Consider the following 17,632-nt stretch of genomic DNA (forward strand, 5'->3'; position numbering starts at 1 on the left):
AATTAATCCGCCGGTTTTATTTGAATAATGGCGCCATCAGACTGGTCAGTTAATAAATAGAGGTAACCGTCAGGGCCCTGGTTAATGTCGCGAATGCGAGCTTCAACAGCGTCTTCAAATAAACGCTCTTCATGCATCATGCGACCTTCATACAAGTCCAGGCGAGCAACCAGTGAACTTTTCAAAGCTGCGACAAAGAAATCGCCTTTCCACTCGGGAAACGCATCGCCGGTGTAGAATGTGGCGCCGGCCGTGGCAATAGAGGGCACCCAGTAATAGAAGGGTTGCTCCATACCTTCTTTAACCGCATCTTCGCTGATAATGCCACCGCCGTAATCAACACCATAAGTAATTTCCGGCCAACCGTAGTTTTTTCCGGCTTCAGGAATGTTTACCTCGTCACCGCCCTGAGGACCGTGTTCAACAGTCCACAGTTTGCCCGTTTCAGGATGAATATCGGCACCCTGCACATTACGGTGACCGTACGACCAGATTTCATCCAGAGCGTTGTCATCGTTCACAAAAGGGTTGTCTTCCGGGATGCTGCCATCAGGCCAGATGCGTACTACTTTACCGTGATGGTTATCCAGTGTTTGTGCATCGTCCATGCGTGAATAGCGATCACCTAAAGTAATGTATAAGTGCCCTTCAGGGGAAAAGACTAACCGAGAACCAAAGTGAGCATTACTCTCATATTTTGGTGCCTGGCGGAAGATGACATCTTTATTAGTAAGCTTTTTATCATTAAGCTTGGCACGCATCACCGCAGTACTGTTACCTTTACCGTCGTCCTGGGCTGCTTCAGAATAGCTAATGTAAACCCAGTTGTTTTCTTCAAAGTTGGGGTCAACGGTTATATCCAGCATGCCGCCCTGACTCTTAGCAACGACTTTCGGGGCGCCACTGATTTTTTCACGGTAACTGCCGTCGGCAGATACCCAATAGATGTCGCCGGAGCGCTCGGTAACTAAGATGCTTTTGTCAGGAAGAAAGGTCATACCCCAGGGGTTAGTAAAGCCGTCAGCCAATGTACTAACGCTCACTTTATGGCGTTCGGTTTCGACATCTTCGGCTGTGGCTGTGACGCTTACTGAAGCTGCCAACATTGCCGTTAAAACAAACTTTGGATTGAACATAGGTCTCTCCTTGTCATTTAATTAATTAGAGTATACGTCATTCCTCAGAATTTTGATGACACAGTGCTTGACCTGTTTGTCGCTTTGACCGTTAATACTCATATCAGTTATTAAAAATGCATTAGGTACCCATGAGCGGCAACGTTTTTAGCACCGACTCCTTACTTGTTTTAGCACAATGGTCAGCCGCCATTTTTGTTTTGGCTATTATTACCCTGGTGATTTCTATCGGCGTTATGTATGTCGTCGATAAAACCCAGAACAAGCACACCATTCGCCATAATTATCCGGTTGTGGGGCGCTTTCGGTATTTATTCGAGCGCATGGGAGAATTCATGCGGCAGTATTTCTTTGCTATGGATCGCGAAGAAATGCCCTTTAACCGGGCGCAACGAAGCTGGGTCTATCGTGCCGCAAAAAATGCGGACCGTAACGTCGCGTTTGGTTCCACCCGCGATTTAAGCCGCACGGGTACCATTATTTTCAGTAACGCTCCTTACCCACCTATGGCTGAGCAGGCGACATCGCCTGAGCCGGTTATTATTGGTCCGTATTGCCAGAAGCCCTACTCACCAGTTTCCTACTTTCATGTGTCCGGAATGAGTTATGGCGCGTTGTCACCGGTTGCGGTTAAGTCATTGTCGCAGGGCGCGGCGAAAGCTGGCTGCTGGCTCAATACCGGTGAGGGCGGTTTATCGCCTTACCATTTGATGGGGCATTGCGATATTGTCTTCCAAATGGGAACCGCGAAGTTTGGGGTACGGGATAAAGAAGGGCGGCTGGATAAAGATCGTCTTGCTGAGCTGGGTCGCCACGATAATGTGAAAATGTTTGAAATAAAGCTGAGTCAGGGCGCTAAACCAGGTAAAGGCGGTATTTTACCGGGCGTAAAAGTGAATAAGGAAATTGCACAAATACGTGGTCTTGTGGAGGGCGAAGACGCTATTAGCCCGAACCGGCACCCGGAAATCAGTAACAATGAAGAGCTGCTCGACTTCATTGAAAAAGTACGCAAAATTACCGGCAAACCCACCGGTTTTAAATTTGTTATGGGTGACCCTTCGTGGATAGACGAACTCATAGACTGCATTTTGACCCGCGGCGAAGAGTCCGCCCCTGATTTTATTACATTGGACAGCGCTGATGGCGGAACCGGAGCGGCACCGCAACCGCTAATGGACTACGTTGGCCTGAAAGTGACTGAGAGCTTGCCTGTGCTTATTGATAAGCTCACCGAAGCAGGGTTGGATGGCCGCGTTCGTGTGGTTGTCTCCGGTAAAATGATAACACCCGCTGATGTTGCCTGGGCTATTGCGATGGGAGCCGATTTTGTCACCTCGGCGCGAGGCTTTATGTTCTCGTTGGGTTGCATTCAGGCTATGCAGTGTAATAAAAACACTTGCCCGACCGGGGTAACTACTGACGATCCTAAGTTAATGAGAGGGCTTGATCCAGAAGATAAATCGGCACGTGTCGCTAACTACCATAAATACATGGAGTATGGCGTCAATATTATTGCGCATTCCTGCGGTGTGACTGACCCGCGTCGGTTGAACCGTCGTCATGCCCGGGTCATTAAACCCGACGGGGAAAGCATTAGTCTGGCCGACCGTTATCCGTTGCCGCCGGCCAGGCGTCGTTAATTTAATTCAGGGTGTTGACCGGCAAAAGCCTGGCAATTTCTTCCGCAACTTTACGGAAAGTTTGTCGGCGGCTGGTGGTCGGGCGGTATACCAGGCCAATATCGCGGGAAGCTTCCTGTCCGCTGGGCTTTAATGAAACAAGGTCGGTATTATCCAAAATCCCCTGATCAATCGCCATTTGTGGAATAAAGGTAGCACCTAAGCGGGCGTCAGCCATTTGTACCAAGCTGTGCAGGCTGGTTGCCGTAAAAGGGTTCATCTTAATAGAGTCGGTTAGTTGGCAGGCTGCGACTGCATGACCGGTCATGCAGTGTTCTTTTTCCAGCAAGAAGATACTGCGGTCAGGTAATTTATCGTAATCAACTGGCTCACCGACGGTTTCTGCCAGCTCTTTATGGACCACTAATTTGAACGGATCACGACCCAGTATCCACTTCTGATTCCCCTGAATATCCATAGGCAGCGCCAGCAAAAGAATATCCAGCTCGCCGTTACGCAGGCGGTGCAGCAAGTTTTGTGTGGTATCTTCAGAAAGTTGCAGCAGCAGTTTAGGGAACTTGCTCTGTAAATTTTTACTGAGCTCACCAATCACAAACGGGGCTATGGTCGGAATAATACCGAGTCTTAACGGCCCTTCCATAATATTGCCCTGCCCCTGAGCGTAATGAAGTAACTCTTCTGAGGAACTGATGATGTCCCGTGCTTTTTCTACAATTTCTTCGCCTAAGGCAGTAAAGAGGAAGGATTTATGGTCGCGCTCAATAAGTTGGCAGTCGAGTTGCTCTTCCAGGTTTTGGATACCACTGCTCAGTGTCGACTGGCTGACATTGCACTCCGCTGCCGCACGATTAAAGTTTTGTTCCTGGTGCAGTGCCAGTAAGTAACTCAGGTTTTTCAGGCTGGGCAATTTACTCATAGGTTATCCGTCGCGTTATCTGTTTAATTGGTATTTCCGATTATCATAATCCGTTTTATTCGTTTTATCCAATCTGTCTCCGTCCGTACACTAGCTCTCGACTCGTTAAGGAACGAATACATTTTAAATACCAATCAAGGAGACAATTTATGTTAACAGTAGGCGATAAACTACCAGAATTCAGCGTTATTGCGGCAAAACCTAAGTTCAACATGCCGGAAGAGAACGGCGAAAGCGCTTTTGAAACTATCGACAACAACAGCTTTGAAGGTAAGTGGAAAATCATTTTCTTCTACCCAAAAGATTTCACTTTTGTTTGCCCAACTGAAATTGTTGAGTTCGCAAAATTGAACGAAGACTTTGCTGACCGTGACGCCGTTGTTATGGGCGGCAGCACCGATAACGAATTTGTGAAATTGGCATGGCGCCGTGAGCACCCTGACCTTGACCGTCTGAACCAGTACTCTTTTGCTGACGACGGTTCTTTGGTTGACGGATTAGGTGCTCGTGACAAAGCTGAAAACGTTGCTTTGCGTGCTACGTTCATTGTTGACCCGCACAACGTTATTCAGCATGTATCAGTAAACAACCTGAACGTGGGCCGTAACCCGGCAGAAATCGTCCGTATTTTAGACGGTTTACAGACTGATGAACTGTGCCCTTGTAACCGTGCACTGGGCGGCGACACGCTTTAATCGGTGTCTATTTCTCAAAAGTAAGCGCTGATGGCAACGCTATCGGCGCCCACTAGGCACTTTTACAGTATTTCAGGAGTTAAGCATGGCAATTGCAGACTACAAACAGTTACTGGGTGATCACAGCAAAGACACCAAACTTAACCTGTCGAGCTTGTTCTCAAACGTTGAGCAGTCAGGTCTAACAAATGACCAGTTCTATGGCACAGCACTTTCGCTGGTTTACACCTTGTCGAACGACGAGCTGACTCAGGCAGTAGAAGAAGAAGCCGAAGGCAAAATTGAAGAAAACGTTAAGACCGCCGCAAAAACGGCAGCGTCATTAATGGCAATGAACAACGTTTATTATCGCTTCCTGCATTTATCAAGCGATAAACAGTTTTCTAAGCTTCCTGCGGGACTCCGCATGAACGCAATGGCTAACCCGGGTGTGGATAAAGCCGACTTTGAGTTGTTCTCACTGGCGGTATCGGCACTGAATGGTTGTGGTATGTGCATTGACTCGCATGTGCAAACCTTGCTGAAGCACGAGGTTTCGGCACAAGCAATACAATCGTCAATTAAGTTGGCGGCGGTACTTAATGCAGCCTTAACTGCACGCAAACTGTCGTAAACCCTCTAGGGGCTCCCCTTTGCCCCGTGCAACCTTTGCCCGTACCTTTTGGTGCGGGCTTTTTTTTGCGCTTTTGGCGCTCCTTAGTTTATGTCCTACGCTTAATAATAAATGTAAAGGAGGTGACTATGCTGAGCATTAATGCTGACCGCTTAAAAAAATCCGTGCTGGAGCTATCCAAAATTGGTTATAACGAAACTGATCATGGTATGTACCGCTGGGGTTTTACCGATGCTGATATGGAAGCCCGCCGCTGGATGCTGGAGCAAGCTAAAGCCGAAGGTTTTGAAACCTTCATGGATGGTGCCGGTAATGTGTTTTTTGGTATTGGTGACTACTGCAAAAAACCAGCTATTCTTACCGGTTCACATCTCGATACTGTTCCCGCCGGAGGGATATTCGATGGCGCACTCGGGGTTTTAGCAGGCTTCGAAGTTTTGCGCTCGATCAAAGAAAATGACGTGAAATTAGCGCATCCTGTATGGGTGGTTGGTACAGCCGAAGAAGAAGGTCGATTCGGTGGCATGATGGGGTCTCAGGCTATTGCGGGTGTGCTGAATCCGGACTGGCTTATGTCAGCTCACGATGCCGATAATGTGTATTTAAAGGACGCGATGGCTACCCATGGCATGGACGTTATGGATGCGCTGGACGCTGCATGGCCTCCGGAGCGATTGAAAGCTTTTTATGAACTGCACATTGAACAAGGGCCGGTGCTGTTCCAGAAAGAGATAACCATTGGTGCCGTGGAAGGTATTTCCGGGGTGTTCAAATGGATAGTTCACTTAAAAGGCAAAGCCGACCATGCCGGTACAGCACCAATGAATATGCGCAGTGACGCCTTTATGGGACTGGCAGATTTTGCTCACGAAATTGAGCGCATTATTGCCGAAGATGGCACCGATAAAACGCGCATTACCGTGGGCAAGGTGGACTTGAAACCTGGTAGCCCGCATACCGTGCCGGGTGAAGCGGTGTTTACTATTGTTGGCCGAGACATGAACCTTGATGTAATGAAAGAGCTGGCAGACTCCTGCAACAAGGCATTGTCAGCAATAGCGCGTAAGCATCGGTTGAAGTTTGAATACGAACAAGTGAGCTGGCTGAACCCTCAGGCCTGTTCAGAAAAGCTGACGAAACAAATAGAAGAGAAAGCCAAAGCTCGAAATTACTCGTGTCTGAAAATGCCCAGTGGTGCAGGACACGATGCTCAATTTTTTACAGAGATTACGGAATCCGGGCTAATATTTATCCCGTCTGTAAATGGGGTCAGTCACGCGCCCGATGAGTGGTCGCACTGGCATGACGTGGAAGCTGGTTGTAACATACTTTTAGATTGCATTATTAATTCAGCCCAGTGAGCTGCGCAAACAGTTAAGATCCGTTATACTGTGCGCACCTCGCCGTGACACTATGTGGTATTGCTCATGGAACAAAAAATAACGGTTCAGTCCGCCGATAAAGTCAAAATTCAGCGTCCAGACGGACAGAAACACAACGATAACTACTCCCCTCGCAGCCGCATTTATGTGCGCGATACTAAAGGTGCCATGGAGTATTTTAGACGCGGTTTTGGTTTTTTGCTGCTGGCCGTCTTTGCTCTCATTCCCTGGTTGACTTACCAGGGCGAACAAGCGGTTCTGCTTGATATTATGGAGCAGCGCTTCCGAATTTACGGTTTAACCTTATGGCCGCAGGACTTCACTGTAGTTGCCTGGTTTGCGATTGTGGCAGCCGTTGCGTTATTTTTTGTGACGACGGTTTTTGGTCGGGTCTGGTGCGGGTTTATGTGTCCACAAACCACCTGGACCTTTATTTTTATGTGGTTTGAGAAAAAGTTCGAAGGCCCGCGTAACAAGCGTATTAAGCTGGACGAACGCAAAATGGACTTTGACAAGTTCTGGCGTAAAGCGGGTAAACAAAGTGGTTGGATACTGGTGTCTTTATTAACCGCGATGACCTTTGTGGGTTACTTTACCGACATACGCGAACTGTTCCTGAACTTCTTCACCCTGGACGCCGGTTTCTGGGCAACCTTTAGTGTTCTCTTTTTTGCATTCTGTACCTATGGCAACGCCGGTTATATGCGGGAAATTATGTGTACGCACATGTGTCCTTACGCGCGTTTCCAGTCAGCTATGTTCGATAAAGACACTTACACCGTGTCTTATGATGCTGAACGAGGCGAGCCTCGCGGTCCTCGTTCGCGCAAGGCCGACCCTGCTGAAAAAGGCTTAGGTCACTGCATTGACTGCTATATGTGCGTGCAGGTATGCCCAACCGGTATCGATATCCGAAACGGTCTGCAATATGAGTGCATTGACTGTGGTGCCTGTATTGATGCCTGTAATGACGTTATGGATAAAATGAATTATCCAAAAGGACTTATCCGCTTTACTACCGAACGTAACTTAGCGGCTAAAAACAAAAAAGAGAAAACCAATCCGTGGCGGATGAAGAGTATCGGCTACTTTATTATGGTTCTGGTGGTGAGTAGCGTGCTGGTATGGGACGTCGCAACTCGTGTGCCTCTTGAGGTCGATGTATTACGTGATCGTAACCAGCTGTTCAGAGAAAACATTGAAGGACAAATTGAAAACGTCTTTACCTTAAAGCTGGTCAATAAGTCACAACAGGACATGACTTACCGCGTGGAGGTTAAAGGCTTTGACGAGTTCGAGTTAATTGGCGATTCCACAAAACAGGTTTCTGCGGGGGAAGTTGGAACCTTGCCGGTAACGGTAGCAGTTCCACCATCATTGTTAGAAGGTCAGGTCACAGAGTTTTACTTCGTGGTCACAGCGGTTGATAATGCGGATATAACTAATACGCATCAGAGCCGCTTTTTATATGAATGATTCTACAGAGAACGCGTCGGACTTTGCTTTTCAGGGACTGACGCCGGATCTGGTTGTTAATGCCTTAGAAAGTGTCGGTTTGTATCCCGCCTCGGGCTTGCTGGCACTTAACAGCTACGAAAACCGGGTTTATCAGTTTGCTGACGATGATCGCAAACGTTACGTGGCAAAATTCTATCGCCCGCAGCGCTGGCGCACAGAACAAATTAACGAAGAACTTGAGTTTGTTGAGGAACTGGCGCAAGCCGAAGTTCCGGCAGTTTCGGCTCTGGAGCTTCAGGGTAAGCGTCTGCACGAGTTTGAAGGCTACCGCTTTTGTGTGTATACGAGCATTGGCGGCAGAGCCTTTGAGCCGAATGATCTGGACGAACTGGAGCGGCTGGGACGTCAAATAGGCCGTATGCACGCGGTAGCTCAGGCGGGCAAGTTTAAAGTCCGGGAAACCATTGACTATGAAGGTTTTGTGGAACAGTCCGTGGCCGAGCTACACCAGTCCGCTTTATTACCCGCTGAATTAAAAGACGCCTTTTTTGCCATTCTTGATCCCTTAAGTGAGCGCTTACGTTCTACACCTTTGCAGGACTTCGAGTATCAGCGCCTGCACGGTGACTGCCATATTGGTAATATTCTGCAGTATGAAGAGCAACTGACTTTTGTCGATTTTGATGATTGTCGCTCTGGGCCTGCGATTCAGGACTTATGGATGATGCTGAACGGGTCGCATCAGGAGCAAACCTTACAGATGGATGCCCTGCTGACCGGCTACGAAGATTTCTGCGAATTTGATACGGCGCAATTGATATTAATTGAACCTTTGCGCAGTTTCAGAATCATTCAATATATGGCATGGTTATCACGCCGGTGGCAAGACAGTGCCTTTCAGCGAGCGTTTCCCTGGTTTGCAGAAAGCCGATATTGGGAGCAGCAGATTCTGGCACTGAAAGAACAATTGGCGGGGCTGGATGAAGCGCCGCTGAACCTTGGCTTTAATGGCTAATTTGAATAGATAGTTTTAACAGATAACAGGAAATGATAATGAAAAAGTGGTTAATGGGTTTTGCCGGAGCATTAATAGTCGCAGCGGGTTTTGCTCAGGCTCAGAATTTTGAAGAGGGTGTTCACTACGAAGTGATAGCCGATGAAGCGACCAGTAAACCGGAAATTACCGAGTTCTTTTCGTTTTACTGTGTCCATTGCTACCGCTTTGAACCTATTGCAAAAGAAATGAAGTCAGAATACCCGGATGCCTTTAAAAAGGCGCATGTGTCGTTTCTGGGGCCTCGTAACATGGGTGAAACCATGACTCAGGCTTTTGTGGCTGCGCAAAAACTGAATAAAGAAGAAGAAATTGCTGCGGCTATTTTTGATTACAACTTCAACAAAAACAGCATGCTGACGAGTAAAGAAGACATTCGTAATGTGTTTATTGTAAACGATGTATCCGGCGATGAGTTCGATAAAGCCATGGCGAGCTTCACTGTTCGCGCTGCGGCTTCCAAAATGGATCGTCGGGCAAGTAAATTAGGAGTTAACGCAACACCAAGTTTTATTGTTAATGGTAAATACAAAATGCTGCCACAGGGTTTCCGTGACAGCGACAATTTCCAGGAAGACTTTTCTGACTTAGCTGGTTATCTGCTGGAAAAATAACTCAGTGCCCTGAATTACTTTGAGAATGTGTGCCTTTTCCGCTTTGCTCGGAGAAGGCCTGATTATTGTTCATATACTGGTAATTTTTCAGTTCAAAGTCCGCCATAACACTGTATAAGTACTCCAGAATAGAGCTTTGTATCGCCTCATATTTTGTCCATTCGGTTTCTTTAGCGAACGCATAAATCTCTAATGGTATGCCGGCGGCGGTTGGCTGCATCAGACGTGCCATGTGCAGGAGATCTTCCCTCACCTGCTTGTGATTTTTCAGATAGTTATTAGCAAAGACACGAAATACCGTTAAATTACTAACGGGCTTTTGCAGTTCGTTTTCTCTCAGCCAATCCTCAGTCGATTGATCAAAGTGCTTTTCGGCAATTTCTTTCAGTTCCTCATCGGATAAAATCCGGGAACTGTCCAGGTCAATCATTAATGACCGACGCATGCGGCGTCCACCGGTATTAACCATGCCTTGCCAGTTTTTAAATGATTCGTGAATCAATATATAGGTGGGTAAGAAAACAATGGTTTTATCCCAGTTCTGAACTTTTACGGAAATGAGCCCTACTTCCTGCACGGTGCCATCAACGCCATGGTCGGACAGCTCTATCCAGTCACCAATGGCGACCATACGGTTGGTTGCCAGTTGTACCCCGGCAACAAATCCCATTAAGGTGTCTCTGAAAACCACCATGAGAATGGCTGTCATTGCCCCAAAGCCGCTGAGTAAATACATGGGGGATTTGTTCATAATAATGGCGACGGTAATGATAATGGCCATTAATACCAGAATTAACTTTGCCACCTGTATTACACCGGTAATGGGCACTTCTCTAGCTTTATAAGAGTAGTCGTAGGCAATGGAAACGACGTTCGCTAAAGCCGTGAGAATACTGGTAATAACCCAGGTGAGGTAAACACCAACAACGGTGCGCAGCGGCGACTGCCAACTCTCAAAGTCATCAATAAAAAGAATCGGGATGAAATTGTGAATGACGATAATAGGAGCCAGGTTGGCACAGCGCTTGAAGAAACCACTGTTGACCAAAGAGTTATACCACCGCTCCGGTGCTTTGCTTAACACTCGGTCGATGGCATGATTGATAACCCAGCGCGCGACAACATAGGCAAGGTAACAGCCAATTAAAACCAATAATGAACTAACAATCAGATCAAGCTCTGGTAATTTCCCTTCAATGCCGAGCTTTTCTAGCCATTCTTTTACGAACTCAAAGTTCATTATAAAACTCCCTTATCGGGTGCTGTGAATTTCCTTACGCATTTCGTCAATGGTTTCGTCTTTTTCCTGCCAGCGTTGATTGAGCCATTGCTGGAAATAAGCCCTAAAAGCTTCATCACTGGCATAGTCGCCGATTAAATCATCTGTAATAGGCCGTGTCTTTATATCAACATAGACGTTTTTTAATTTTCCGCTTAGTAAATGCCAGACTACCGGGCGTTTATCGGTTCCCGGATAGACAATGGTAATATCCAAAATGGCCTCAAACTGACCACCCATAATTTGCAAAGAGAAAGCCGTACCGCCTGCCTTAGGTGGCAGCAGGTTGCGAAAAGGGCTCTGTTTTTTCGCGTGCTTTTCTGGGGTAAAGCGCGTGCCTTCACAGAAATTCACCACAGTTGTAGGAATGTGGCGGAATTTGGCGCAAGAACGTGTCGTCGTTGCAATGTCTTTGCCTTTTAAGTGCGGCTTTTTCTCCAGCAACTCTTTTGAGTAGCGTTTCATAAAAGGCATATCCAGTACCCAGCAACCCCAGCCAATAATGGGGATCCACATAAGTTGTGACTTTAAAAAGAAGCGCGGCATAGGCATGTGGCGACGAGTCAAATGCATTAGCACCAGCACATCGACCCAGCTACGATGGTTAGCCATAACCATGTACCAGCCTTTTTCGTGGATATCGAGGTCACCTTTAATGTGCCATTCCATGCGTTGAGTCAGCTGAAACATCAGCGACATGCAGTATGCCCAGATTCGGAATAAAGCGTTTCCCAAAAAAGAACAGATGCGCTGAGGTCTTTTAAAAGGCAGTAACACTTTAAAAATACCAATACTAATAATCGAAACACCAATAATAGCGGTGGTGATTAATCCCCATGAAAAGTTAATAATGACTCTGAAGGGAATGAGTATTGATGTCAGCATGCTGCCCTATCCTAATTAGAAACAATGAGATAAATAATAACTGAAGCCAGTAATGATGTCTGTTGGTAACGAGTAAAAATTAATGGTACTGTATATATGTACAGTATTCGGAGGTTTTATGCAGACAAAGCTTCAGACTCTTATTCAGCAAGGGCTTGTTTGGCATGGTCAGGTTACCGACAGTCAGGCAGCTACCTTAAGCTCTGGTTTTTCGTCGCTAGATACTGCGCTGGGCGGTGGCTGGCAATACCCGGGGTTGCATGAGTGGCAGTTGCAAACCTCGTTTTCCGAGCAGGCACTATTGTTGCCATTAATACAGCATGCGGTGCAACAAAAGCAGTCGGTGTTCTGGGTAAACCCTCCGGCCTGGTTATCGGCTGCTGGCTTACACCATTATGGGCTTAATGAGTCTATGCAGGTGGTTATTCAGACCAATGCAGAGAAAGCCGCCTGGGCGTTTGAGCAGATATTGCAGACAAAAAATGCGCTGGCGTTAGGTTGGTTTGCACAAAAAGAAACGACAGCTAAATCTGTTCGGCGTTGGTATAAAGCGGCCCAAACCGGGCAAATGGGCGTGGTATTGAGCGAACCTGCTTTAAATGAAGAAGCGCGGGCTTATTCGAACCGCGTACGGTTAAAGCTTGATGAAGCGGGAGTTACGCTCGACATACTAAAACGCAAAGTTGGCTGGCCACTGGAAAGCGTTGTTCTGAACTAATGTGGTTATATTGTCATTTTTCCCAATTGCTACTGGATAACCGGGGGCGCTTACAGCCTGACAGCAACACCCAGCCGTTGGCACTTTACCAGTTACAGGGTAACCAGTCGGTTATAGTGCAGTGCAACACCCTGGCTCGGGAGGCTGGGGTAAAACCCTCTATCCAGACGGTTATGGCAATATCGCTTTGTGAGCAACTGCAACTCGTTGAATATATTCCGGAGCGGGAACAGCAGGTATTGCAGCAATTAGCCACCCGACTTTACCAGTGGGCAGCTAAGTTAGTTCTGTATCCACCCAAAGGTCTGGTAATTGAGTTGAGTAGTCTGGTGCAGCTGTATGGCGGGATGAGTGCGGCATTTAATACTCTATCCCGCGAGGTTCATGCGCTGCCAATTAAGGCTCAGTTGGCAGTCGCGGATAACCCCTTAGCAGCTCGGTTATTAGCGGAATATGATTGCCCGGTTTCGTTAAACCCCCAAGAGTCCGCACAACTGCTGGCTCAGCTACCGATTAGTGCTGCCGGTTTAGGAACAAAAATACAGAAGCATTGTAAAGCCGCCGGTTTTCGTCAGTTGGGAGAGCTCATACAGTTATCGGGAGATGAAGTCGGCCGGCAGTTGGGCCTGGAAACACAGTTATATCTGGAGCAGCTTCAGGGTCGCCAGCAGCAAAGTTATCATTTTTTCACGCCACCGGAAAGGTTCCGACAAAGCCTGGATCTGGTCACAGAAATTCCTCACTGGCAAGGCTTGCTGTTTCCGTTAAAGCGCTTGTTTGGTGAGCTGGAAGACTTTCTCTACCAGCGACAAAAGATAACCCAGCAGGTCAGTATTGAACTGCATCACCGATATGAGTCTCCTTCTGTTGTTCCCGTCGCTTTAGCTGAACCCGGCTGGCGGGGGCAGAGCTTTTTGTCGTTACTGCAGTTGAAAATGGAGTCCATACCTTTACCGGAAGCGGTTATAGAAATTACGCTGGTGGCCAATGAACTATTGCCGTCTGAACAGCACAACAGTCACTTTTTTGGAGGGGAGCAACACCGGCATGAAACACTGCAGCTCATTGGCCGGTTACAGGCGAAGCTCGGCAACAATGCCGTGTTCTCGCCGGCTATTAATGATGACCCACGTCCAGGTCATAACGAATTTCGACGCCCCGCAGGGGAAAAGTCCCAAGTGTTATCTGCGGCGCCTAAGCGGCCTCTTTGGCTGTTACAGCCTCCACAGCTAACTTCAATCGATTTATGGCAGCTATGGCACGGGCCGGAACGCAAAGTCTGTGGCTGGTGGGACGCCGGCGACATAGCCCGCGATTACTGGATTGCCCGGGACAAATTTCAGCGTGTGGGCTGGCTCTATTTTGAGTCCGGACAGTGGTATTTACATGGCTGGTTCAGCTGATATGCCTAAAGGTTCCAGTACAGCGTCCTTTGCTGAGCTACACAGCTTAAGCCACTACAGCTTTTTGCGTTCGGCCGCTTCGCCGGAAGAGCTAGTGATGCGCGCAGATGAGTTAGGCTATAACGCCATAGCAATAACTGACGAATGCTCTGTGGCAGGTATTGTAAAAGCCTATCAGGAGTCAAAAGCTCGGGGTATAAAACTCATTGTAGGTAGTGAATTCAGGGTGGCTGAAGTGGGTACACTGGTTGTGTTGGCGCCAACCAGAGAGGCTTACGCGGAGCTTTGTAAAAAAATCACACTGTTTCGTAGTCGCAGTGAAAAAGGCCATTATCAGGCCAACATCGATGATTTTTTCGAAGGATTCTCTCAGTGTCTTTTATTGTGGCAGCCGGACTTTTCTCAGACTCAGCTTCTGGCTATTGGTGAAAAGTTGAAGTTGGTATGGCAGCAGCGGTTTTGGTTGCTATACGAGCGGCACTATCAGGCTGACGACGAAAGAGCTTTTCAGGCTATGGTTGAGCTACAACAGGCCGTAAAAGTGAAAGTCGCCTGCGCTGGTGGCGTTCGCATGGCAACCACTGAACAACAGCCGCTGTATGATATTCTGAACGCGATCCAACATGGTGGCTCTTTAGCGCATCACCCCGGCTTAGCCAGTAACAACGCGGAGCATCATCTACGAAGCCTGAGTGAGTTGCAACAGTGCTACCCACAAAAGTGGCTAGGCGAAACACTGGCTATTGCTCAGCGGTGTCAGTTTTGTCTATCTGAACTTCGTTACGAATATCCGGCTGAACTGGTTCCTGAAGGCATGAGTGCCTCCGGCTACTTAAAGCAGTTAACTGAGCAAGGTGCTCGCTGGCGTTATCCGCAAGGTGTGCCCGAGTCGGTAAAAGCACTTTACTTAAAAGAACTTAGCCTGATAAAAGAGCAAAGCTACGAGCCTTTCTTTTTAACCATTCATGACTTAGTTTGTTTTGCCCGTGAGCAAGGGATCTTATTTCAAGGACGTGGTTCAGCAGCAAATTCGGTGGTTTGTTATTGTCTGGGCATTACCGCGGTTAATCCGGCGCAGATTCAGGTGTTGTTTGAACGTTTTATTTCTAAGGAACGGAACGAGCCACCGGATATTGATGTGGATTTTGAGCACGAGCGCCGAGAAGAAGTCATTCAGTACATTTACCGCAAATACGGTCGGCAGCGCGCAGCGTTGGCTGCAACGGTGATCACCTACCGTTTTAAAAGTGCTTTTCGCGATGTTGGCAAAGCTCTGGGTTTTAGTGAACAGCAAATGCAGTATTTCCGCCGCAATTTAGACCGGCGCGACAAAGAGCAAAGTTGGCAGCAACAGCTAGCACAGCAGCACCCCGAAATCACAAATTCGTTAAGGGGTCAGCACCTTTTACGGTTCACTGAGCAATTGATGGGTACTCCCCGGCATTTGTCGCAGCATGTCGGTGGTTTTGTTATTGCTGCCGATGACTTGTCACGGCTGGTTCCGGTAGAAAATGCCTCAATGACGGACCGAACGGTTATTCAGTGGGACAAGACGGATCTCGAAAGCCTGGGCTTATTAAAAGTGGACGTGCTGGCGCTGGGTATGCTGACGGCCTTACGAAAAATGCTGGCGCTTATCAATTCGCGCTATGGCCAGCAACTGACCATGGCAACCATTCCGCAGGAGGATAGTCGGGTTTATCAACAGCTACAAGCCGCTGACTCTATGGGGATTTTTCAAATAGAGTCGCGTGCGCAAATGAATATGTTGCCGCGATTAAAACCCAAAACTTTCTATGATCTGGTTATTCAGATTGCGATAGTCCGGCCCGGCCCCATACAAGGCGACATGGTACATCCCTTTTTACGTCGTCGTGCAGGTCTGGAAGAAGTTGATTACCCTAGTGACGAAGTAAAGTTGGTATTAAAAAGAACACTGGGCGTACCTATTTTTCAGGAGCAGGTTATTAAGCTGGCTATGGTCGCGGCTGGCTTTAGCGGTGGCGAGGCGGACCAGCTTCGTCGGGCTATGGCGTCGTGGGGGCAAAACGGGCATTTAACCCGTTTTGAAGACAAGCTTATTAACGGCATGCTGGAGCGGGGTTATAAACAGGAGTTTGCCGAACGGTTGTTCCGGCAAATTTGTGGTTTTGGACAATATGGTTTTCCTGAGTCGCATTCTGCCAGCTTTGCCAATCTGGCTTATGCGTCTTCCTGGTTTAAGACCTACCACCCGGCTGCTTTTTATGTGGGCTTGCTGAATAGTTTACCTATGGGGTTTTACTCGGCATCGCAGTTGGTACAGGACGCACAACGCCACGACGTAAAGTTTTTAGCCGCGGATATTAACGACAGCGACTGGGACTATTATTGGTTACTTAAAGAAGATACGAAGTCCAATGAGACTGTACGAATGGGCTTACGGCAAATTCAGGGCTTATCTGAAAGCAGAATAAAGCATACGTTGGCGCAAAGGCCGGAGGACGGTTTCACTAGCATGCATGAGTTGCGACAAAGTGGATTGCGGGACTCCGATATCAACGCCCTCGCCCGCGCCGATGCGTTAAAGAGTGTTGCTGGGCATCGGCATCAGGCACATTGGCAAAGCTTGTCTATAAGTGATCAGCAAATGCCGTTGTTTGAGCATGTTAAGGATCGCCCTGCCCGCCAACTGCCAGCGCCTGATGAGCCGGACAACATAAAAGCAGATTATGAATCGACCGGGTTGACCTTAGGCCGCCACCCATTAGCTTTACTGAGAAATAACTCCGAATTAAAAAACTGCGTAATGGCTCGCGACCTCATAACCTGTCGCTCAGGGCAAGTACTGACTCTGGCCGGCTTAGTCACCTGCCGGCAAAGGCCCGGCACCCGTAGCGGCGTCACTTTTTTAACTTTGGAAGATGAAAGCGGAAACAGCAATGTGGTGGTCTGGGCGAATACTGCCCGCCAATTTCGACAATGCTTCCTGACCAGCAATCTACTTTGGGTAAAAGGCATTGTCGAAATTCACGACGGTGTGGTGCATGTTATTGCAGGCCGGTTAAAGGACTTATCCGGCCTGTTAAGTTTCTCTCGACTGGAAAGCCGTCGTTTCCACTAAGCTTCCATTAACTTAAGAAACTGGACTCACCTGTAAAAGGTAGTCGTCTTTTAAATCGACGTAGTTTTGTGCCGATTGGCTTAAAAAGTTCGCCTCACCGCTATTAAGGCGTCTTTTCTTTTCAACTGGGCTGCCGACATATAAGTAGCCACTTTCTAAGCGTTTGCCCGGAGGAACCAGACTACCGGCTCCAATAATGACATCATCTTCTATGACGACATCATCCATTATAACGGCTGACATGCCTACTAATATGCGGTTACCCAGTTTGCAACCATGCAACATACAATGGTGGCCTACGGTAACTTCGTCCCCAATAACTAAGGGATGCCCATCAGGGTTGGCTTTGGATTTACGCGTAACATGAAGAACGGTTCCATCCTGAATGTTGCTACGCTTACCAATAGTAATACGGTTAACATCGCCTCTTGCTGCGACCATAGGCCATACGCTGCTGTCATCGCCTATTGTAATATTACCGACAATGACCGAGCTGGGGTCCAGGTAAACGCGTTCACCGATAACTGGTTCATATTCACAGTAACTACGGATATCTGCCATAAGTGTGCTCCTGAGTTAAAAGCTGTTACAACCTTTATAGCAGATAGAGGTAAATAGGTCATGTCTGGCCTAAGTTTGGCGAGAAAAGCAGCGTGTTGCTGAAACTTTACGCAGTCAGTAAAAAAACAGTTAGAAAGGTGATAAAAGCGCTTGACGGGACGAGTTAAATCTC

General features: G+C 47.7%; 15 protein-coding genes. 10 read left to right on the plus strand and 5 right to left on the minus strand.

Annotated features, from left to right (window positions below):
- Positions 1-2: 2 nt before the first annotated feature.
- A complete protein-coding gene (locus Q5L94_RS10915) occupies positions 3-1,136 on the minus strand; it encodes a PQQ-dependent sugar dehydrogenase (protein WP_317498434.1) in 1,134 nt (377 codons plus the stop codon).
- Positions 1,137-1,267: 131 nt separating this feature from the next.
- Here Q5L94_RS10915 and Q5L94_RS10920 point away from each other — a divergent pair, with 131 nt between their 5' ends.
- Positions 1,268-2,779, plus strand: a complete 1,512-nt coding sequence (locus tag Q5L94_RS10920) for an FMN-binding glutamate synthase family protein (protein WP_317498435.1) — start codon at positions 1,268-1,270, stop codon at positions 2,777-2,779.
- 1 nt (position 2,780) lies between these two features.
- Here the strand turns inward: Q5L94_RS10920 and Q5L94_RS10925 are convergent, their stop codons facing one another.
- The gene (locus Q5L94_RS10925; protein ID WP_317498436.1) at positions 2,781-3,695 is read right to left on the minus strand and encodes a hydrogen peroxide-inducible genes activator; all 915 of its coding nucleotides are present in this window, start codon (positions 3,693-3,695) and stop codon (positions 2,781-2,783) included.
- Between the two features lie 149 nt (positions 3,696-3,844).
- Here Q5L94_RS10925 and Q5L94_RS10930 point away from each other — a divergent pair, with 149 nt between their 5' ends.
- From Q5L94_RS10930 to Q5L94_RS10955, 6 genes are all read left to right on the plus strand, one after another.
- The gene (locus Q5L94_RS10930; protein ID WP_317498437.1) at positions 3,845-4,390 is read left to right on the plus strand and encodes a peroxiredoxin; all 546 of its coding nucleotides are present in this window, start codon (positions 3,845-3,847) and stop codon (positions 4,388-4,390) included.
- 85 nt (positions 4,391-4,475) lie between these two features.
- A complete protein-coding gene (locus Q5L94_RS10935) occupies positions 4,476-5,003 on the plus strand; it encodes a carboxymuconolactone decarboxylase family protein (RefSeq protein WP_317498438.1) in 528 nt (175 codons plus the stop codon).
- A gap of 128 nt (positions 5,004-5,131) precedes the next feature.
- Positions 5,132-6,364, plus strand: coding sequence for a Zn-dependent hydrolase (locus Q5L94_RS10940; protein WP_317498439.1), 1,233 nt, complete (start codon positions 5,132-5,134; stop codon positions 6,362-6,364).
- Positions 6,365-6,430: 66 nt separating this feature from the next.
- Positions 6,431-7,861: a cytochrome c oxidase accessory protein CcoG gene (ccoG, locus tag Q5L94_RS10945; protein ID WP_317498440.1), complete on the plus strand. Its 1,431-nt coding sequence runs from the start codon at positions 6,431-6,433 to the stop codon at positions 7,859-7,861.
- The gene (locus tag Q5L94_RS10950; protein ID WP_317498441.1) at positions 7,854-8,858 is read left to right on the plus strand and encodes a serine/threonine protein kinase; all 1,005 of its coding nucleotides are present in this window, start codon (positions 7,854-7,856) and stop codon (positions 8,856-8,858) included. Before ccoG ends, Q5L94_RS10950 begins: the two co-directional genes overlap by 8 nt.
- A 38-nt stretch (positions 8,859-8,896) precedes the next feature.
- Positions 8,897-9,511, plus strand: a complete 615-nt coding sequence (locus Q5L94_RS10955) for a thiol:disulfide interchange protein DsbA/DsbL (RefSeq protein WP_317498442.1) — start codon at positions 8,897-8,899, stop codon at positions 9,509-9,511.
- Between the two features lies 1 nt (position 9,512).
- Here the strand turns inward: Q5L94_RS10955 and Q5L94_RS10960 are convergent, their stop codons facing one another.
- On the minus strand, positions 9,513-10,751 hold the full coding sequence (locus Q5L94_RS10960; RefSeq protein WP_317498443.1) for a mechanosensitive ion channel family protein: 1,239 nt from the start codon (positions 10,749-10,751) through the stop codon (positions 9,513-9,515).
- A 12-nt stretch (positions 10,752-10,763) separates the two neighbouring features.
- Positions 10,764-11,675, minus strand: coding sequence for an acyltransferase (locus tag Q5L94_RS10965; RefSeq protein ID WP_317498444.1), 912 nt, complete (start codon positions 11,673-11,675; stop codon positions 10,764-10,766).
- Positions 11,676-11,793: 118 nt separating this feature from the next.
- Between Q5L94_RS10965 and Q5L94_RS10970 the strand changes: the two genes are divergently transcribed.
- Genes Q5L94_RS10970 through Q5L94_RS10980 form a run of 3 tightly spaced genes read left to right on the plus strand, consistent with a single transcriptional unit; the run spans position 11,794 to position 16,899 of the window.
- Positions 11,794-12,393 (plus strand): SulA-like SOS-response cell division inhibitor, encoded by a 600-nt coding sequence (locus tag Q5L94_RS10970; protein WP_317498445.1) that lies wholly within the window; start codon positions 11,794-11,796, stop codon positions 12,391-12,393.
- Positions 12,393-13,796, plus strand: coding sequence for a DNA polymerase Y family protein (locus Q5L94_RS10975; RefSeq protein WP_317498446.1), 1,404 nt, complete (start codon positions 12,393-12,395; stop codon positions 13,794-13,796). Before Q5L94_RS10970 ends, Q5L94_RS10975 begins: the two co-directional genes overlap by 1 nt.
- The gene (locus Q5L94_RS10980) at positions 13,780-16,899 is read left to right on the plus strand and encodes an error-prone DNA polymerase (RefSeq protein ID WP_317498447.1); all 3,120 of its coding nucleotides are present in this window, start codon (positions 13,780-13,782) and stop codon (positions 16,897-16,899) included. The genes Q5L94_RS10975 and Q5L94_RS10980 overlap by 17 nt, the downstream gene beginning before the upstream one ends.
- Before the next feature lie 12 nt (positions 16,900-16,911).
- Here the strand turns inward: Q5L94_RS10980 and Q5L94_RS10985 are convergent, their stop codons facing one another.
- Positions 16,912-17,460 carry a gamma carbonic anhydrase family protein gene (locus Q5L94_RS10985; protein WP_153849301.1) on the minus strand — a complete coding sequence of 183 codons (549 nt, stop codon included), beginning with the start codon at positions 17,458-17,460 and terminating at the stop codon, positions 16,912-16,914.
- Positions 17,461-17,632 lie beyond the last annotated feature (172 nt).

The sequence above is a fragment of the Idiomarina sp. Sol25 genome (assembly GCF_033052775.1).
Classification (GTDB): domain Bacteria; phylum Pseudomonadota; class Gammaproteobacteria; order Enterobacterales; family Alteromonadaceae; genus Idiomarina.

Bases quoted from the DNA above. Each gene is read 5' to 3' on its own strand.
- Q5L94_RS10970 (WP_317498445.1), top strand. From the start codon at position 11,794: ATGCAGACAAAGCTTCAGACTCTTATTCAGCAAGGGCTTGTTTGGCAT.
- Q5L94_RS10985 (WP_153849301.1), bottom strand. From the start codon at position 17,460: ATGGCAGATATCCGTAGTTACTGTGAATATGAACCAGTTATCGGTGAA.
- Q5L94_RS10950 (WP_317498441.1), top strand. From the start codon at position 7,854: ATGAATGATTCTACAGAGAACGCGTCGGACTTTGCTTTTCAGGGACTG.
- Q5L94_RS10955 (WP_317498442.1), top strand. From the start codon at position 8,897: ATGAAAAAGTGGTTAATGGGTTTTGCCGGAGCATTAATAGTCGCAGCG.
- Q5L94_RS10930 (WP_317498437.1), top strand. From the start codon at position 3,845: ATGTTAACAGTAGGCGATAAACTACCAGAATTCAGCGTTATTGCGGCA.
- Q5L94_RS10965 (WP_317498444.1), bottom strand. From the start codon at position 11,675: ATGCTGACATCAATACTCATTCCCTTCAGAGTCATTATTAACTTTTCA.
- Q5L94_RS10920 (WP_317498435.1), top strand. From the start codon at position 1,268: ATGAGCGGCAACGTTTTTAGCACCGACTCCTTACTTGTTTTAGCACAA.
- Q5L94_RS10915 (WP_317498434.1), bottom strand. From the start codon at position 1,136: ATGTTCAATCCAAAGTTTGTTTTAACGGCAATGTTGGCAGCTTCAGTA.
- Q5L94_RS10975 (WP_317498446.1), top strand. From the start codon at position 12,393: ATGTGGTTATATTGTCATTTTTCCCAATTGCTACTGGATAACCGGGGG.
- Q5L94_RS10935 (WP_317498438.1), top strand. From the start codon at position 4,476: ATGGCAATTGCAGACTACAAACAGTTACTGGGTGATCACAGCAAAGAC.
- Q5L94_RS10980 (WP_317498447.1), top strand. From the start codon at position 13,780: ATGGCTGGTTCAGCTGATATGCCTAAAGGTTCCAGTACAGCGTCCTTT.
- Q5L94_RS10925 (WP_317498436.1), bottom strand. From the start codon at position 3,695: ATGAGTAAATTGCCCAGCCTGAAAAACCTGAGTTACTTACTGGCACTG.
- Q5L94_RS10940 (WP_317498439.1), top strand. From the start codon at position 5,132: ATGCTGAGCATTAATGCTGACCGCTTAAAAAAATCCGTGCTGGAGCTA.
- Q5L94_RS10960 (WP_317498443.1), bottom strand. From the start codon at position 10,751: ATGAACTTTGAGTTCGTAAAAGAATGGCTAGAAAAGCTCGGCATTGAA.
- ccoG (WP_317498440.1), top strand. From the start codon at position 6,431: ATGGAACAAAAAATAACGGTTCAGTCCGCCGATAAAGTCAAAATTCAG.